This is a genomic window from Actinoplanes ianthinogenes (assembly GCF_018324205.1).
GTDB classification, from domain to species: Bacteria; Actinomycetota; Actinomycetes; order Mycobacteriales; family Micromonosporaceae; genus Actinoplanes; species Actinoplanes ianthinogenes.
Genome location: NZ_AP023356.1, coordinates 75,441 through 91,378, shown reverse-complemented (window position 1 = coordinate 91,378; position 15,938 = coordinate 75,441). Strand labels below are relative to the sequence as shown.

General features: G+C 70.0%; 14 protein-coding genes. 9 read left to right on the top strand and 5 right to left on the bottom strand.

Annotated features, from left to right (window positions below):
- Nucleotides 1-22 precede the first annotated feature (22 nt).
- The 8 genes from Aiant_RS00435 (at nucleotide 23) to Aiant_RS00400 (ending at nucleotide 9,463) form a co-directional block, all read left to right on the top strand.
- The gene (locus Aiant_RS00435; RefSeq protein ID WP_189334160.1) at nucleotides 23-1,201 is read left to right on the top strand and encodes an MFS transporter; all 1,179 of its coding nucleotides are present in this window, start codon (nucleotides 23-25) and stop codon (nucleotides 1,199-1,201) included.
- A 72-nt stretch (nucleotides 1,202-1,273) separates the two neighbouring features.
- Nucleotides 1,274-1,624, top strand: a complete 351-nt coding sequence (locus tag Aiant_RS00430) for a VOC family protein (RefSeq protein ID WP_189334161.1) — start codon at nucleotides 1,274-1,276, stop codon at nucleotides 1,622-1,624.
- A gap of 5 nt (nucleotides 1,625-1,629) precedes the next feature.
- Nucleotides 1,630-1,983 (top strand): ArsR/SmtB family transcription factor, encoded by a 354-nt coding sequence (locus Aiant_RS00425; protein ID WP_189334162.1) that lies wholly within the window; start codon nucleotides 1,630-1,632, stop codon nucleotides 1,981-1,983.
- A 63-nt stretch (nucleotides 1,984-2,046) separates the two neighbouring features.
- Entirely contained in the window at nucleotides 2,047-2,553 is a 507-nt protein-coding gene (locus Aiant_RS00420; protein WP_229830888.1) for an SRPBCC domain-containing protein, read from the top strand.
- Between the two features lie 596 nt (nucleotides 2,554-3,149).
- A complete protein-coding gene (locus Aiant_RS00415; RefSeq protein ID WP_189334164.1) occupies nucleotides 3,150-7,145 on the top strand; it encodes an AAA family ATPase in 3,996 nt (1,331 codons plus the stop codon).
- 26 nt (nucleotides 7,146-7,171) lie between these two features.
- Entirely contained in the window at nucleotides 7,172-7,744 is a 573-nt protein-coding gene (locus Aiant_RS00410) for a hypothetical protein (protein ID WP_189334165.1), read from the top strand.
- A 13-nt stretch (nucleotides 7,745-7,757) separates the two neighbouring features.
- The gene (locus Aiant_RS00405; protein ID WP_189334166.1) at nucleotides 7,758-8,375 is read left to right on the top strand and encodes a hypothetical protein; all 618 of its coding nucleotides are present in this window, start codon (nucleotides 7,758-7,760) and stop codon (nucleotides 8,373-8,375) included.
- A complete protein-coding gene (locus tag Aiant_RS00400; RefSeq protein ID WP_189334167.1) occupies nucleotides 8,372-9,463 on the top strand; it encodes a hypothetical protein in 1,092 nt (363 codons plus the stop codon). Before Aiant_RS00405 ends, Aiant_RS00400 begins: the two co-directional genes overlap by 4 nt.
- On the opposite strand, the gene Aiant_RS00395 is transcribed toward Aiant_RS00400, so the two are convergent.
- The 5 genes from Aiant_RS00395 to Aiant_RS00375 form a co-directional block, all read right to left on the bottom strand.
- Complete coding sequence (locus Aiant_RS00395) at nucleotides 9,464-9,910, bottom strand: hypothetical protein (protein WP_189334168.1); 447 nt, start codon at nucleotides 9,908-9,910, stop codon at nucleotides 9,464-9,466.
- 115 nt (nucleotides 9,911-10,025) lie between these two features.
- Nucleotides 10,026-11,201 (bottom strand): ABC transporter ATP-binding protein, encoded by a 1,176-nt coding sequence (locus Aiant_RS00390; RefSeq protein ID WP_189334169.1) that lies wholly within the window; start codon nucleotides 11,199-11,201, stop codon nucleotides 10,026-10,028.
- A gap of 22 nt (nucleotides 11,202-11,223) precedes the next feature.
- Nucleotides 11,224-12,057 carry a carbohydrate ABC transporter permease gene (locus Aiant_RS00385; protein ID WP_189334170.1) on the bottom strand — a complete coding sequence of 278 codons (834 nt, stop codon included), beginning with the start codon at nucleotides 12,055-12,057 and terminating at the stop codon, nucleotides 11,224-11,226.
- Nucleotides 12,057-12,980 (bottom strand): carbohydrate ABC transporter permease, encoded by a 924-nt coding sequence (locus tag Aiant_RS00380; protein ID WP_189334171.1) that lies wholly within the window; start codon nucleotides 12,978-12,980, stop codon nucleotides 12,057-12,059. The genes Aiant_RS00385 and Aiant_RS00380 overlap by 1 nt, the downstream gene beginning before the upstream one ends.
- 13 nt (nucleotides 12,981-12,993) lie before the next feature.
- The gene (locus Aiant_RS00375; RefSeq protein WP_212846876.1) at nucleotides 12,994-14,298 is read right to left on the bottom strand and encodes an extracellular solute-binding protein; all 1,305 of its coding nucleotides are present in this window, start codon (nucleotides 14,296-14,298) and stop codon (nucleotides 12,994-12,996) included.
- Nucleotides 14,299-14,616: 318 nt separating this feature from the next.
- On the opposite strand from Aiant_RS00375, the gene Aiant_RS00370 reads away from it, so the two are divergent.
- Nucleotides 14,617-15,936 (top strand): hypothetical protein, encoded by a 1,320-nt coding sequence (locus tag Aiant_RS00370; protein WP_189334172.1) that lies wholly within the window; start codon nucleotides 14,617-14,619, stop codon nucleotides 15,934-15,936.
- The last annotated feature ends 2 nt before the right edge of the window (nucleotides 15,937-15,938 follow it).

Below are 15,938 nucleotides of genomic sequence, written 5' to 3'. Positions count from 1 at the left end.
GTTCGCCCCTAGCGTCGTCGATATGGCGAATGACCTGCTCACCCGGCCCCTGATGGTGCGTTCGGTGTCGATCCTCGGCGCCTCGATCGGATTCTGGCTGCCGCTGTCGGTGGTGCCGCTGCTGGCGAAAGACGGCCGCGCGGCCGGGCTGGCCACGGTGGCACTGCTGCTGGCCACGGTCACCGGGGAACTGCTCACGCCGAACCTGGCCGCCCGGCTCGGGTACCGCTGGTCGCTCGGCCTGGGGCTCACCCTGCTCGGCGCCCCGGCCGCGCTGCTGATCGTGAACGCCGACCCGGTCACGATCGTGACGGTCAGTGTCGTACGGGGAATCGGTTTTGCGATCTGTGTGGTCGCCGGCGGCGCCCTGACGGCCGAGATGATCCCGGCGGGTCGGCGAGGTGAGGGCCTCGCGCTGATCGGGATGGTCAGCGGGGTCTCCGGGCTGGTCGCGCTGCCGGCCGGCGTCTGGGCCGCGGATCGCTGGGGGTGTCCGGCGGTGTTCGCGGCGACGACCGTGCTCACCCTGGCCGCCCTGGCCTCCGTCCCCGCCCTGCCGAGCACCACGTCGGCCAGGGCATCCGCCGGCCGCATCCGCCTGCACCCGGCGTTGCGCCGGCCCGCGGCGGTCTTCGCGTTCGCGACCGCGGCCGTCGGGGTCCTGGTCACCTTCCTGCCCCTGGCCGTCGCCGGGAGCCCGGCCTGGGTCGCGTCGGCCGCGCTGCTCGCCCAGCCGTCCGCGGCGACCGGGTTCCGCTGGATCGCGGGCCGGCTCGGCGACCGCACCGGCGCGCAGCGGCTGCTCGTTCCCGGCGTGGCGCTGGCCGCCGCCGGCATGGCCGCGCTGGCCTGGACCGGCATCCCAGCCGCCGTGATCGGCGGCGCCCTGGTCTTCGGCGCCGGCTTCGGCCTGCTCCAGAACGCGACCCTGGCCCTGATGTACGACCGCGCGCCGGCCGGCGCCGCCCTCAGCGTCAGTGCGATCTGGAACATCGCCTACGACCTCGGGATGGCCGCCGGCGCCCTGCTCGCCGGCTTCGCGATCGGGTGGCTCGGCTATCCGCTCACCTTCGTCCTCACCGCCGCGGCGATGCTCCCCGCGCTCGTTCTCTGCACCACGCGTCGCGCCCCGGCCGCCGAGAAGCGGCTGGTACCGCACCGCCTGACCGATCACGGTCTGCGGTCCAAATCTGTCAGTTGACGCTAACGTTAGTGAAAGCTTACATTTGTCGTGCCGGTCGATCGGCCGGCTCGACCAGGGAAGGAGACGGTCGTGGGCCGTCCGGTGGCGTTTTTCGAGATCGTCAGTGGTGATGCTCGGCGGGCCAAGGAGTTCTACAGCGAGTTGTTCGGGTGGGTGACCGCCGAGCAGGGCGGGGACTACGCGCTGGTGGACACCCAGGCGGGGGACGGGGCGATCGGTGGCGGGATCGGCCCGGCGCAGGGTGCCGGCGAGGCGGGTGTAAAGATCTACGTGGGGGTGGAGGATCTGGAGAAGGCGCTGGATCGGGCGACCGCCCTCGGTGGCGCCACCCTGGTCGAGCCGACTCCGCTGCCCGGTGACTATGGGCGGTTCGCGGTGTTCGCGGATCCGGACGGCAACCCGGTGGGCCTCTGGGGGTGAGCTGAGTGTTCGAGGACGAGTCGCAGGTCGACGACGCGCTGCGGGCGCTGGCCGAGCCGCGCCGGCGGGCGATCCTGCGCCTGGTCGCCGCCGACGAGCTGGCGGCCGGCGAGATCGCCTCGGCGTTCGACGTGACTCGGACCGCGATCAGCCAGCACCTGACCGTTCTGAAGGATGCCGGCCTGGTCAGCGAGCGGCGGGCCGGCACCCGGCGGTTCTACCGCGCGCGGCCCGAGGGCCTGGCCGGGCTGCGCGACTTCCTCGACGCGATGTGGAGCGACGCCCTCGACGTGGGGCGACGCCTGGTCGAGGCGGACCGGGCCACCGGCGCCCCGGAAGCATCGTCGGACGTGGCCTGATCGCCTGGCATGATCGGGCCGAGCGCGGCGGGGCGTCGCGACCGAGCAGTGCCGGGAGTGCGCGTGTCCGACAACGTTCGTCCGCTGCGGCGGCCACCGATCCGGCAGCAGACCATCGTGCGCAGCGACCGGGCACACACCTTCGAGGTGTTCGTCCGGGACCTCGGCTCCTGGTGGCCGACCCGGCCGCACTCGCTGGGGCAGGACCGGGTGACCGCGGTGACCTTCGAGCGCCGGCTCGGCGGCCGGGTCTTCGAGACCTGGTCGGACGGCACCGAGGTCGAGTGGGGTGAGGTCATCGCCTGGCAGCCGCCGGAACGGTTCGCGATGACCTGGACCATTCTGCCCGCGGTGACCGAGGTGGAGTTGTCGTTCACCGAGCTGGCGCCGTCGCTGACCCGGGTGGCCCTGGAGCATCGCGGCTGGGAGCGGCTCACCGAGGAGCAACTGGCGGCCGCCACCTCGGTTCCCGGCGGCTACTCGGCCGGCTGGAAGTCCATCCTGGAGATCTTCGCGAGGACCGTGGAAGCGGCCGCTGCGGACCCCCGGGACGGCGAGAATTCTCGGTAACCACCCACGGACAGTGAAGACATCCCACGCGCCATGAGCATCCGGCTGGTCCTGGCGGCCCTATCCGGGCTTGGGATAGGGCGCTGAGGGCCAGCCGGTGGGTGTCGGGCTGGTCCTGGCGGCCCTTTCCGGGCATGGGATAGGGCGCTGGGGGCCAGCCGGGGGTGTCGGGCTGGTCCTGGTGGCCCTTTCCGGGCACGGGTTAGGGCGCTGGGGGCCAGCCGGGGGTGTCGGGCTGGTGCTGGTGGCCCTTCCCGGGCAGGGGATAGGGCGCTGAGGGCCAGCCGGGGGTGTCGGGCTGGTGCTGGTGGCCCTTTCCGGGCATGGGTTAGGGCCGTGGGGGCCAGCCGGGGGTGTCGGGCTGGTGCTGGTGGCCCTTTTCGGGGGTGGGATAGGGCGCTGGGGGCCAGCTGGGGGTTGATCTCCGGAACCAACGGCGGGCAATGAAGGGTGGGCTGATCGTTCTGGACGCGCCAGCGGCCAGATCAGCCCGCCCGGCCCGCGCGGGAGCATGCGGTCCGTACCCCAGCGGACGCGCGTATCTGAAGGTCTTGGGGGTCATAACCCATCGTGGACACTGCCGTTACGATGTGGCGATGTCGGGCGTCGCGGATCCGTGGACGCTCGCGGTGCATGCCGCCAGGACGGGGTCGGCGCCGCTGGGCACCGCGGTGGCCATCTCCCCGCGCCGGGCGTTGACCTGCGCCCACCTGATCCCGGAGCAGGACGAGCCGCTCTGGGTGTCGTTCCCGAAAGTCGGCGCGGCGTGGCGGACCCGGTGGCGGGTGGCCCGGATCGTCGCGGATCCGGACGACGCGGAGATCGCCGACGTGGCGGTGCTGCATTTCGACGAGGACCTGCCGGTCGCCGCGGCCCGGCTGAGACGGCCCGAGCCGGCGGCGCTGGCCGGGCTGCGCTGGTGGGCGTTCGGGTTTCCGGTCACCAGCCGGCTGCACGGCAACGAGGCGAGCGGCCGGGTCGGCGCCCAGCTCGGATATGGGTGCGTACGGCTGGACACGGACTCGCCCTACCCGGTGGAGCAGGGGTTCAGCGGCGCCGGGCTGTGGGTGCCGGAGTACGACGCCGTCGTCGGCATCGTCGGGCGGGCCCTGGCCCGCGGGGAGCGGCGGGGTGACGCGCAGGCGTTGACGCTGGCCCAGATCGACGCCTTCCTGCCCGACGAGCACCTGAGCGTGCTGGCCGACTGGTCGGCTCCCCAGACGGAGACCTGGGGCCGGGAAGCGGTGCGACCGGAGCCGGAGTTCCACCGCCGGGACGCGTGGCAGCTCGGGGACGACCGGGAGGCCGGGCGGCACTGGCGGCCCCGATCGCGCGGGGTCACCACGGACGCCGAGGCCGGCTACCGATTCCGCGGCCGCACCGCCGCCCTGCGCCGGATCGTCGACTGGCTGGATCGCCCGGCGACGGACCGCCGGGTGCTGGTCGTCACCGGTTCGCCCGGTGTCGGGAAGTCGGCCGTGCTCGCCCGGGTGGTCACCACCGCGGACGCCGGTTATCGCGCCGAGCTGCCCGCCGACGACCACGCTGTCATGGCGACCGTCGGCTCGATCACCTGCGCGGTGCACGCCAAGGGCAAGACCGCCCTGGAGATCGCGCGCGAGATCGCCCGGTCGGTGTCCGCCCCGCTGCCGGACGATGTGGACGACCTGACGGCCGCGCTCGCCACCCGCCGGCGCCGGTTCAACCTGGTCGTCGACGCGGTGGACGAGGCGAGCAGCCCGGCCGAGGCGCGCGCGGTGCTGGCGCGGATCGCCCTGCCGCTGGTGCAGAACGGCGTCAACCTCCAGGTGGTGGTCGGCACCCGGCGGCACGACGCGGAGGGTGACCTGCTGAGCCGGCTCGGGGAGGCCGCCGAGTTCGTCGACCTGGACGACCCGGCGTATTTCGCGGTCGCCGACCTGCGCGACTACACCCTGGCGACGCTGCGAAGACCGGGCAATCCGTACGCGGACAGCGCCGTCGCGCTGCCGGTGGCCGAGCGGATCGCGCAACTCGCGGACGGAAACTTCCTGGTCGCCGGGTTGGACGCGCGGATGCGTGGGCTCTACGACACGCGCCCGGCCGATCCGGCGACGGTCCGGTTGAGTGCCAGCGTCGACGACGCGCTCTACTCCTACCTGGCCCGGATCCCGGCCGTGGACGGCACCCCGGCCCGCACGCTGCTGACCGCGCTCGCCTACGCGGAGGCGCCGGGCTGGTCGGCGACCCTGTGGCAGGCCGCCGTCGAGGCGCTCGGCGGCCGGGTGAGCGAACCGGTGCTGGACCGCTTCGCCCGGTCGGCGGCGGCGAACTTCCTGGTGGAGACGTCGGCGGCGGGAGAGGAGCCGACGTTCCGGCTGTTCCATCAAGCGCTCGACGACGCGCTGCTGCGCGACCGCGGGGCCGGGGTGCTGCTCGACGAGCGGGAGCTGACCCGGGCATTCCTGGCCCACGGCCGGACCGTGGGCTGGGCGGCCGCGCCGCGGTATCTGCTGCGATCACTGCCGGGGCACGCCCAGCGGGCCGGGCTCGTCGACGAGCTGGTCGCCGACGACGGGTATCTGCTGCACGCCGACCTGCTGCGGCTGATCCCGGCGACCACCGCGGCCGGTCCGGCGCGGGCCCGGATGCTGCGGCTCACCCCGCAGGCGATCGGCGCGGGCCCGGCCGAGCGCGCCGCGATGTTCAGCGTGACGCAGGTGTTCGAGGGGGCCGCGCCGGGGTTCGCCGCGCAGCCGGCGCCGTATCGGGGGCGGTGGGCGACGGTGCCGCGGCGGACCGAACTGTTGAGCTTCGAGGGACACACCCGGCAGGTCAACGACGTGTGCCGGATGGTGGTGGACGGCCGGAGCGTGCTGGCCACGGCGAGTCACGATGGCACGGTCCGGTTCTGGGACCCGGTCACCGGGACGGAACAGCAGCGGCTGCACGGGCACACCGGCGAGGTCACCGCGTTGTGCCCGGTCACGCTGGACGGCCGGGACCTGCTCGCCACCGTGGCCGACGACGGGACGGTGCGGATCTGGGATCCGCTGACCGGGGCGCAGGAGCGGGTGTTCAGCGCGCGGACCGCGGCGGTCAAGGCGATCTGCCGCGTCGCGGTGGACGGCCGCACGCTGCTCGCGGTGGGCGGCGACGACGGGATCCCGCGGATCCTCGATCCGGTCACCGGTGCCGAGACGACGCGGTTCACCGGCCACACCGGCACCGTCAAAGCGCTCTGCCGGATCGGCGGCAGCCTCGCGACGGTCGGTGAGGACCGGACCGCTCGGATCTGGGACCCGGCCGGCGGGGCCGAGCTCCGGCGGCTCACCGGCCACACCGCCGCGGTCAACGACGTCTGCGCCGTCGGCGACCTGCTCGCGACCGTCAGCAACGACCGCACCGTCCGGCTCTGGGACCCCGCCACCGGCCGCCCGGAGCACTGCCTCCGCGGGCACTCCTCGCCGGTGAACGGCGTCTGCACGCTGACCCTCGGCGGTGAGATCCTGCTGGCCACCGCCGACGACGACGGTTTCATCCGGTTGTGGGATCCCGCGACCGGGACGCAGCGACACGTCTTCCGCGGGCACGTCGGCTGGACCAGACGGATCCGCTCGGTGCTCCTGGACGGCACCACCCTGCTGGCCACCGCCGGCGGTGACGGGACCGCCCGGCTGTGGGAACCGCTCGTCGGCGACGAGCAGCCGCGCCGCGGCGACCGGGTCGACGTGATCGTGCCGATCCACGGGGTCGCGCTGACCGCGGGCGACACCGGTGCGGTCCGGGTCTGGGATCCGGCGACCGGCGCCGAACGCGAGGAGCCGGACCAGCACGTCGGCCGGGTCACCACGATCTGCCCGATCACCCTGGACGGCGAGTCGCTGCTGGTCGTGGCCATGGCCGACCGCACCGTGCACTTCCACGACCCGCTCACCGGCGCGTGCCGCCGCCGGCTGGCCCGGCACACCGGCGGGGTGAGCACGGCCTGTCCGATCGTGATCGGCGACCGCACCCTGCTGGTCACCGGGGAGAACGACGGCACCGTCCGGCTCTGGGACCCGGTCACCGGAGCGGCGCGGCACCGGTGGAAACGGCACACCGGACGGATCAGCGCGCTCTGCCCGATCGAGGTGAACGGCGAGATGCTGCTGGCCACCGCCGGGCACGGCCGGGTCGGCGTGTGCGACCCGGTCACCGGCGACGCGCGCGGCGACCAGCGTCAGCTGAAGACCCTGGGCTGGGTCAACGCGTTGCGCCCGATCACCGTCGGCGGCCGGTCGCTGCTGCTCAGCGGCAGCTTCCGGATCGCCCGGATCTCGGACCCGGTGACCGGCGCCGAACTCCGCCGATTCGTGGGCCACAGCGGCGCGGTCAACGGCGTCTGCCCGATCGACCTGGACGGCCGGACCGCCGTGGTCACCGTGAGCGAGGACCGCACGGCCAAGGTCTTCGACACCGCCGACGGCCGCTGCCTGGTCACCATCCCCCTCCACCACCTGGGCCTGACCTGCGCCGTCGTCGGTGGTCAGCTGCTGATCGGCCTGGAGACCGGCCTGCTCGCCGTCGACCTGGCGTCGTCTCTTGTGGACTTCGATAGGGTGCTGACGTGATGGGCTGAGGGGGAAGCGAGGGCCCTGTGGCGGCGCAGTCATCGTGGAACAGTCTGGAAATCGCCAAGCTGGTCGTCGGTGTGCTGACCCCGGTCACCGTGGCGGTCCTGGGCGCGGTGTTCGCCCGCGCGCTCAAGCGTGCCGAGACCCGGCAGTGGTTCAACCAGAAGCTGGTGGAGAAACGGGTCGACCTGATCGGTCAGTTGCTTCCCGAGCTCAATGACCTGCTGTGCTACTACACGTGGGTCGGTGAGTGGCAGACGACGGCGCCGCCCGACATCATCGCGCGCAAGCGGCGGCTGGACCGCCTGTTCCACGCCAACCGGTCCTTCTTCTCCGGGGCGGCGGCCGCGGCCTACGGGTCCTTCATGGACGGGCTGTTCCAGACCTATGTCGCACCCGGCCAGGGACCGCGCCTGCGGACCGGGGTCACCTCCCGGCACGGTGATCGGCGCAAGGCGTTCGGCTCGGGCTGGCGCAGGGAGTGGGCGGGCTTGTTCCTGCCGGACGGCGAACAGACCTCCCGGGAGGAGGTGCGGCGACGCTACGACGCCCTGGTCGGAGTTCTCGGCGCGGAGATCGGTGTCACGACCAGCTGAGGAGTCCGGCGACATGATGGTGCAATGGTGCTGCAAAGGAATCGCCAAGCTCGGTGCGGACCGCGTCCGGTCGATCCTGACGGGCGGCGCGGGTATTCGCTGCCACCGGTGGACCAAACTGCCGTCTGGCGTGGCCTTTCCGATCGGTCCGGCCCTCCGGGACCTGACCGAGGACAATCTCGACCGCCATGTGCATGACTACGCGGGATTCCGTGCCGAGACACCGTTCATCTCGCTCGCCGCGGGTTGCGTCGAACGGCGGGTTTCCACCCGGACTAACGTCACGCATCCGGCGCTGCGGACCGCCCTGCAATTCGCCACGACGGACTTCGCCGCGGGGCAGCGTTGCGCAGGCTGGGTGTTCCGATGTTACGTGGTGATGGGCATGAATCCGGCGGTCGGTGTGCCCGGCGTTGCCGAGGAGATCCGCGAGTTGAACCACGGCCGGGCCTACTCGGGCTGGTATCTCCAGGGCGAGGTGACCGCGAAGATCAACGTTCCGTCCGTCCAAATCTACCTAGCCGAACGGTACGAGCCGGATGACGAGGGTGTTCCCCGGCTCACTGCCGCCGTGACGAATCCCGGTTTCGTCCATCCGGCGCCCCTGCTGAACTCCCGGGGCATGCTGTGAGCATTCCATCGAGGCTGTGGCGAGCCCTCGGCGTCGACCGGAACCTGGTGCGGCTGCGAGCCCAGTTCTTCACCGGATTCACCGAGATGGAGCCGCCCCCGTACGACCGTCATGCCGTTCTGGAGGTCCTGGCCGACGGCGGCCGGGACCGTGACCGCCCACTGGACCTGCTGGACCGCGACGATCCGGCGGTCCGGGAGCTGTGGCGCGATCTGACCGAGCGAGGCCCGCGCACGCCGCCCGACCGGTGGGTGCCGGTGGCCGAACGTGCCGACGCCCTGCGCCAAGCCGCCGTGGCGACGCTACTATTCGACCTCCCGGCCGGCCGGACGATGCTGCGTCGGGCGGCGCGGGAGTATGTCCGGCTCGGCCTGCCCTTCGGACTTTTTCTGACCGTCGCCGCGACCGGCGCCCGGGTGGGACCGGCGGCGACGGCATTGCTCGCATCCCTGCTGGGAATCCCGGCGAGCGGGGACGGCGCGATCGACGCTGTCGATCTCGATCCGGCTCGATCACTGCTGCGGGTGCCGGAGGTCATGGCCGTCTCGGAGCAGCAGCTGTACCTCCTCATGGCGGTCGTGGCAGGACTCTCCCCGGCGAATCCGGATCTCCTGGCAGCGATCGGATCCGCCCCGCAAAGCACGCAGCCGTTCCCGGTGGGCGCACTGGCCCAGCCCTTGTCGTCCTGGTGGGAGACCGCCTCGCTCATCGCTCGGACGACCGACCGCGGCAGCGGAACCCGGCGACTTCTGCGGGATCGTCTCGCGGAGTTCGCCCGGGCGCACGGTCGTCACCTCGAGATCGCCCAACGGGATGTGTTCCATTGGGAGAACGCGCTGGCCGGGGTGGACCTGGTCGACCTCGACCTCGCCGGAGCCACTGCCCTGGCCGCCCGGGCGCTCCGGCTGTGGCAGCTGCCGCGCTGGGATCTCCGGAGGGACTTCGGCGACCTTCCGGATCTCGCGCAGGTGTCGCTGGCGGTCGGCCTGCAACTGGGCGGCGGTGACCTCGCCTACGAGGACGATCCCCGGGATCCCGAGCCCTCGCCGACGTCCGCTGTGGACGAAGCCGATCAATACGGCTTCTGATCAGCTGTCCTGTTCCTCGTCCGCAGTGTCCGGCTCCGGTTCGGTGCCGGCCTCGGGCGGGAGCCGGCTGGTCAAGACGTCGCGGCCGCTCGTGCGAGCATCCAGGACATACCGCTGCCGGTATCGCTGCAAGCCGACCGCCACCAGCTCCACTATGTCCGCGAGCTCGACGAAGATGTCCTCGTACTTGACGTGCGGGGTATCGAGCAGACTCAGCAGGTCGGCCAGCGACTCCACGCTGCTGTAGCCGACGTGCCGCAGCACCACCGAGGCGTTCCGGATCGCCTCCTTCAGCTGTTTGATCTTGTGCGCGGGAACCTCGCGCTCCAGGTATGGCCGGTGCTGGCACACCTTCAACGCACCCTTGAACCGGGCCAGCGCCTCCTGACCCTGCTCGTACTCCCCGCGTCGAGCACTCGGGCCATCGGTCGGAGGTGGCACGTTCACGCTGCTGTTGTACCTGGAGGACGGAGGTCAAAGACAGATCAAGACCGGTTTTCGGTACGCCCACGGCACGGGACCGTGCGGTGGGCGTACCGAAAACCGGTCTTGATCGTGAATGTCAGTCGGCCCGGGGCGTGGCGAGGGTGAGGTTCTCGCCGGAGGCGGCGTCGAAGACGTGCATCCGCTCCGGGTCGAACCACAGCTCGGCGGTCGAACCGGACGCCACCCGGCTGTTCACGTCCAGGGCGACGACCAGCTGGGTGCGCATCTGCTCGCTGTCCAGCTCACGCTCCAGCTCCTCCAGCTGCTTGGTGATCTCCGACGCGGCCTCGTAGGGCACGTACGCATACAGCTGCGCGCCCAGCCACTCGGTCACGTCCACCTCGGCCGAGAACGTCCGCCCGCGCGCCCGCTTCTCCGCCGCGACCAGCGCCGCGTCCTCGAAGTGCTCCGGCCGCAGTCCGAGAATGACCAGTTCCCGGTCGGCCACCCGGGCGAACCGTGCCCCGGTCGGGGTGACCGGCCCGAACGGCGTGTCGATCTGCCCGCCCTTGACCCGGCCCGGGACGAAGTTCATCGGCGGCGAGCCGATGAACCCGGCTACGAACAGGTTCGCCGGCTCCTCGTAGAGCTGTCGCGCCGTGCCGACCTGCTGCAACACGCCGCGGCGCAGCACCGCGATCCGGTCGCCGAGCGTCATCGCCTCGGTCTGGTCGTGGGTGACGTAGACGGTCGTGGTACCCAGCCGCTTCTGCATCCGGGCGATCTCGGTGCGCATCTGCCCGCGCAGCTTGGCGTCCAGGTTGGACAGCGGCTCGTCGAACAGGAAGGCGTCGGCGTTGCGGACGATGGCCCGGCCCATGGCGACCCGCTGCCGCTGCCCGCCGGACAGGTTCGCCGGTTTGCGCTCCAGGTGCTCGGTCAGCTGGAGCAGCTCGGCGGCCTCCTGCACGCGGTCCTTGACCTCCTTGTCGGAGGTGTTCTTCAGCCGGAGCGGGAACGCGATGTTCTCGAAGACGGTCAGGTGCGGGTAGAGCGCGTAGTTCTGGAACACCATGGACAGGTTCCGGTCCCGGGGCGCCTTCTGGTTCACCCGCACGTCGCCGATCATCATGTCGCCGGAGGTGATGTCCTCCAGACCGACGATCATCCGGAGCAGGGTCGACTTGCCGCACCCGGACGGGCCGACCAGGATGACGAACTCGCCGTCGGCGATGTCCAGGCTCACGTTGTCGACGGCCTGATAGCCGTCGCCGTACCTCTTGACGATGTTGCGCATGCTGATCGCGGCCATGTCCGGTCTCCTCCTCGACGGCTCAGCCCTTGACGGCGCCGGCGGTGAGACCGGCCATGATCCGGCGCTGGAAGATCAGCACGAGGATCACCACAGGAATGGTCACCACCACGGAGGCGGCCATGATGTACGTGATCGGCGACTGGAACTGCGAGGCGCCGGTGAAGAACGACAGCGCGGCCGGCACGGTCCGGGCCCGGTCGGTCGAGGTGAGCGAGATCGCCAGCAGGAACTCGTTCCAGCAGAAGAAGAAGGTCAGGATCGCGGTGGTGAACACGCCGGGCGCGGCGAGCGGGACGATCACCTTGCGGAACGCCTGCCAGGCGGTGGCCCCGTCGACCTGCGCGGCCTGCTCCATCTCCCACGGGATCTGCCGGAAGAACGCCGACATGGTCCAGATCGACAGCGGCAGCGCGAACGTCAGGTACGGGATGATCAGACCGAGCCAGGTGTCATAGATGCCCAGGTTGCGCCACATGTTGAAGAGCGGCCCGACCAGCGCGGCCTGCGGGAACATGGCGATCGCCAGCGCCATCGACAGCAGGAACTTCTTGCCGGGGAACTCCATCCGGGCGATCGCGTAGGCGGCGAACATCGCGACGATCACGGCGAGGAACGTGGCGATCAATGCGATGCCCACCGAGTTGCGCAGCGCGGTGGTGAACAGCGAGTCGGTGAACACCGTCTTGTAGTTGTCCCAGACCCAGACCTGCGGGAAGAAAGTCGGCTCCGCGCTGCGGAACGTGGCCGGGTCCTTGAAGGACAGCGACACCATCCAGAGCAGCGGGAACAGCGCCCAGAGCAGGATCAGCACACCCCAGACGGTCCACCAGTTGCTGACCTTGCGGCCGGCCATCACCGATCACCTCGCACCTGGGACAGGTCGGTCCGGAAGCCTTTGACGAAGATGAACGCGATCACCACGACGGTCAGGAACAGCAACACCGACACGGCCGAGCCGGCTCCCAGATTCACCAGCGTCACGTTCTGCCGGTAGGCCAGGAACGACAGCGTCTCGGTCTTGTTCGCGCCGACGGTCATGATGAACGGGTTGTCGAAGATCCGCCACGCGTCGAGCGTGCGGAACAGCAGCGCCACCATGATGGCGGCCTTCATGTTCGGCAGCGTCACCCGCTTGATCCGCTGCCACGCGGTGGCGCCGTCGACCCGGGCCGCCTCCTGCAACTCCTCGGGGACCTGGACCAGCCCGGCGAGCAGCAGCAACGAGATGAACGGCGTGGTCTTCCAGATCTCCGACAGGATGATGACGAACAGCGCCGACCAGCGCTGGCCGAAGAAGTTGAAGTCGCCGAGCCCGAACCACTGGTTGATGAACCCGGAGTCGAGCTGGAACGCGTACTTCCAGATGTAGGCGGAGACCACCGTGACGATCCCGTACGGGATCAGGATCGCGGTGCGCACGACGGACCGGCCACGCAGGATCCGGTACATCACGAACGCGAACGCGAAGCCCAGCACCAGCTCCACCGCAACGCTGAACACCGTGATCAGGAACGTGGTGGAGAAGTCGGTCCACCACACCGGGTCGGTCAGCACCGTGGCGTAGTTGCCCAGCCCGACGAACTCGCGTCCCTCCGGGTCGGTGAGCCGGTAGTTGTAGAGGGACAGGACCACCGCGTAGAGCAGCGGATACGCGGTCACGAACACCATCACCAGGAAGGCCGGTGCGGAGAGCATCAGCCCCAGCCGTCGTTCGTGCTTCGCCCGGTCGGTGACCTCGGCGGTCTGCGGCGCGGGCGCCTCGACCATCACAGCCATGACCACACCTCCTTCACAGCAGTCGCTTGCCCTGGAGCACGTCGGACATGAAGGTCGCGCTCTCCTTGGGCGTGGCCGGCGCCTCGACCTCCGTGGACGGGTGCCAGGTGAGCTGCACCGACGTGGACACGTCGTTGTAGTACGGGGTGATCGGCCGCGGCCCGGCGTCGTTGATCGACGTCCGGATCACGTCGGCCATCGGGAACGCCTCGCGCACCTTCGGGTCGTCGTAGGCGGCACCCCGGGCCGCCGGGTTGCCCGAGTCGAGCATGTAGGCGATGTTGTTCTGCAACGAGGTCACGCACTTGACCAGCGCCACCGCCTGGTCCGGGTGCTTGGTGAAGTTGCCGACGGCCAGGTTGATCCCGCCCAGCGGCGGCCGGCTCGCCTGGTCGGCGGTGACCTGCGGGTACCGCGCCCAGCCGATGTCGTCGACGACCGACTGGGGTATCCCGCCGCTGGCCACGTCCTCCTTGGCGGCGCTGTAGACGTACGGCCAGTTGACCATGAACGCGCCCCGGTCGCCCTGGAACGCCGAGCGCGCCTCCTCCTCACCGGCGTTCAGCATGGCGGGCGGTGCCGCCGGCGAACGGGACAGCCCACCGATGATCCGGGCCGCCGTGTCCCCGGCCGGGGACGCGATCTCCGGGGTGGCGTCCTTGCCGGCCTCGGTGTTCCCGATGATCTCGCCGCCGGCCGACATGACCAGGGCGTTGATCCAGACCATGTAGCCCTCGTACCGGTTGGCCTGCACGCCGATGACCTTGTTCTGGCTCTCGGCCGCCTTGATCATCTCGTCCCAGGTGAAGCCGGTCTTGGCCGGATCGACACCGGCCGCCTGGACGACCGACTTGCGGAACCAGAGCAGCTGGGTGTTCGCCCAGAACGGCGCCGCGACCAGCTGATCCTTCCAGTACGCGGTCGCCAGCGGCCCCTTGAGCACGCCCTGGGTGAACGTGCCGACGTCACCCGCGTCGAACGGCCGCAGGAAGCCGGCGTTGGCGAACTCGGCCACGAACGGCGGGTCGAGACTCATCAGGTCGATCGAGCTGTCCTGCGCCGCGAGCCGCCGCACCAGCTGTTCGCGCTGCTGCGACGCGTCGTTCGGCAAGACTTGCACATCGACCCGGTAGCCGCCGTTCGAGGCCGCGGCACACGAGTCGGCGAGCCGCCCCTGCCCGCCGTTGTCCGGATTGATGTACCAGGTCAGCATCGGCGGCCCGCTGTCCTCACCACAGCCGGCGAGCAGCGAGGCCGACAACATCAGGGCGGCGAAGGCCGCCAGCCGCCTTCTCGTGGATCGCGGTCCGCTCAGCACAGGTGCCTCCCAGGACGAACGAGCGCCCCGGGGCGAGCCAAGAGACCCCAGCGTCCCGGCAGCGATCCATCAGTCTCACTGCCTGCCCTCGCCACACGTCATCCTTCGCGGCGGATGATTTCCGGTAACAACCCGTGTGTGACCGCTCACTCACCCTCCGAATCTCATCCGCCAAGGGTGATGCGCGATTCGATCAAGACCGCAGCCCCTCGCGGTCCGCGCGTTTTCGGTACGCCCACCGCCCGGCCGCCGCGCCGGAGATCGGACTTGTCCGGTCGGATGGTGGCCGGCCGTAAGGACTCTGTAGACGATGGAGCGGTGGCACAGCAGAGCGGCGGGCGTTACGCGGCATCGGCGTTCGCCGGTGTCCGATCAGGTCTCCGTCGGGCGCTCCAGCTTCTGCGGAGGGTGCTCCCATTCCCGTCGATCGTGAGACGGGATTTGGTCTGGCGGCAGATTCTGTCCGACGCCCGTGAGCATTACGGTCTGTGGCGCGCCATCGAGCCCGGAATCACCAAGGACCTTCCCCGGGAAGCCGCGCGAAAGCTGCGATCGCGGTATCGACGTGGTTGCGTCCGGTCCTCTGCCACCTGGTACGCGGCTACTCGGATTGTTGTCAATGTCTGTGTGGTGCTGGCTGCCTGCTTTCCGATCATGGCTGTTGTCATCGGTGCCGTGGCGGTGATGCGCGGCCTCCATGACTTGCCTCTTCTGTTTCTGAGCGTAGCGGTTTTCATAATCATGTCCGTCCCGGTCTATATCGCCGTTCGACTGATAAACCGTATGAATGGAAGACTTAGTTTAATAGCACTGGTTCTCGGATTGGCCGGCATTTTCATCGCGTACCTTGTCGTTGATCCGGCCGACTATTTCGGTCTTTCGCTCGTGACCTCCGCTCCGGCCTCCGCGTACGAGGCCATCGCCAAAGGTGCCGCCTACTCCGGTATCTGCTGCCTGCTGCTCGCCGCGATGATTTTGCTCACCTTTCTCCCCGCTTGGTCGATCCTCAGTGCATATCAAGTGAGGGCGTCGCCTTTCGACATGGCTCTGCGGTCCGGGCTCAACGTCGGTCTTGTGATCGCCGGTATCGATTACGACCTCGCCGAACCTTGGGTTCGGCGGTGGGGGATTCAAGATCTCGAGGTGATCGCGCGCTGCCTTGAGAAGGGGTTTCTGCGTGCGGTTCCTCTGCCCCGCGCTCGGGAGAGAGCGCTCGTCCAGGCGCGGCTTGTGGCATCGGCGGCCGAGATCCGAGGATGGCAGGCGACGGTGGCGCTTCCCGACCCGGTCGCCGTCAGTGAACTCAAGGAAAAGGTGTCGACACTTCTTGCGGCACTGCTGACCGCCGACTTCGGGAAATTGCCGGGCTTCGCGAGCGAGATTTCGATCCGCCCTCAGCGCATCGGCGAGGCGCTCCGCTATATTCGCGACTTGATCGTATCTTGCATACCGGTCGCGGCGTTGATCGTTGCGGATCGAATGGAAGCACCTCTTGACGGAGTGCTGGCTACGGGATTTTGGGCCTTCGCGGTCGTTTGGTTGGTAGTCGGCCTGGTGATGACGATCAGCCCGACGTCGATCAGCCGGGTCGACAAGGTGAAGGAAATCATGAGCGTGGTCCGTTCCCCGGAATCCTGACC

Coding starts and splice junctions, on each gene's coding strand:
- Aiant_RS00415 (WP_189334164.1), top strand. CDS start 3,150: ATGTCGGGCGTCGCGGATCCGTGGACGCTCGCGGTGCATGCCGCCAGG.
- Aiant_RS00380 (WP_189334171.1), bottom strand. CDS start 12,980: ATGGCTGTGATGGTCGAGGCGCCCGCGCCGCAGACCGCCGAGGTCACC.
- Aiant_RS00385 (WP_189334170.1), bottom strand. CDS start 12,057: ATGGCCGGCCGCAAGGTCAGCAACTGGTGGACCGTCTGGGGTGTGCTG.
- Aiant_RS00435 (WP_189334160.1), top strand. CDS start 23: ATGGCGAATGACCTGCTCACCCGGCCCCTGATGGTGCGTTCGGTGTCG.
- Aiant_RS00390 (WP_189334169.1), bottom strand. CDS start 11,201: ATGGCCGCGATCAGCATGCGCAACATCGTCAAGAGGTACGGCGACGGC.
- Aiant_RS00405 (WP_189334166.1), top strand. CDS start 7,758: ATGATGGTGCAATGGTGCTGCAAAGGAATCGCCAAGCTCGGTGCGGAC.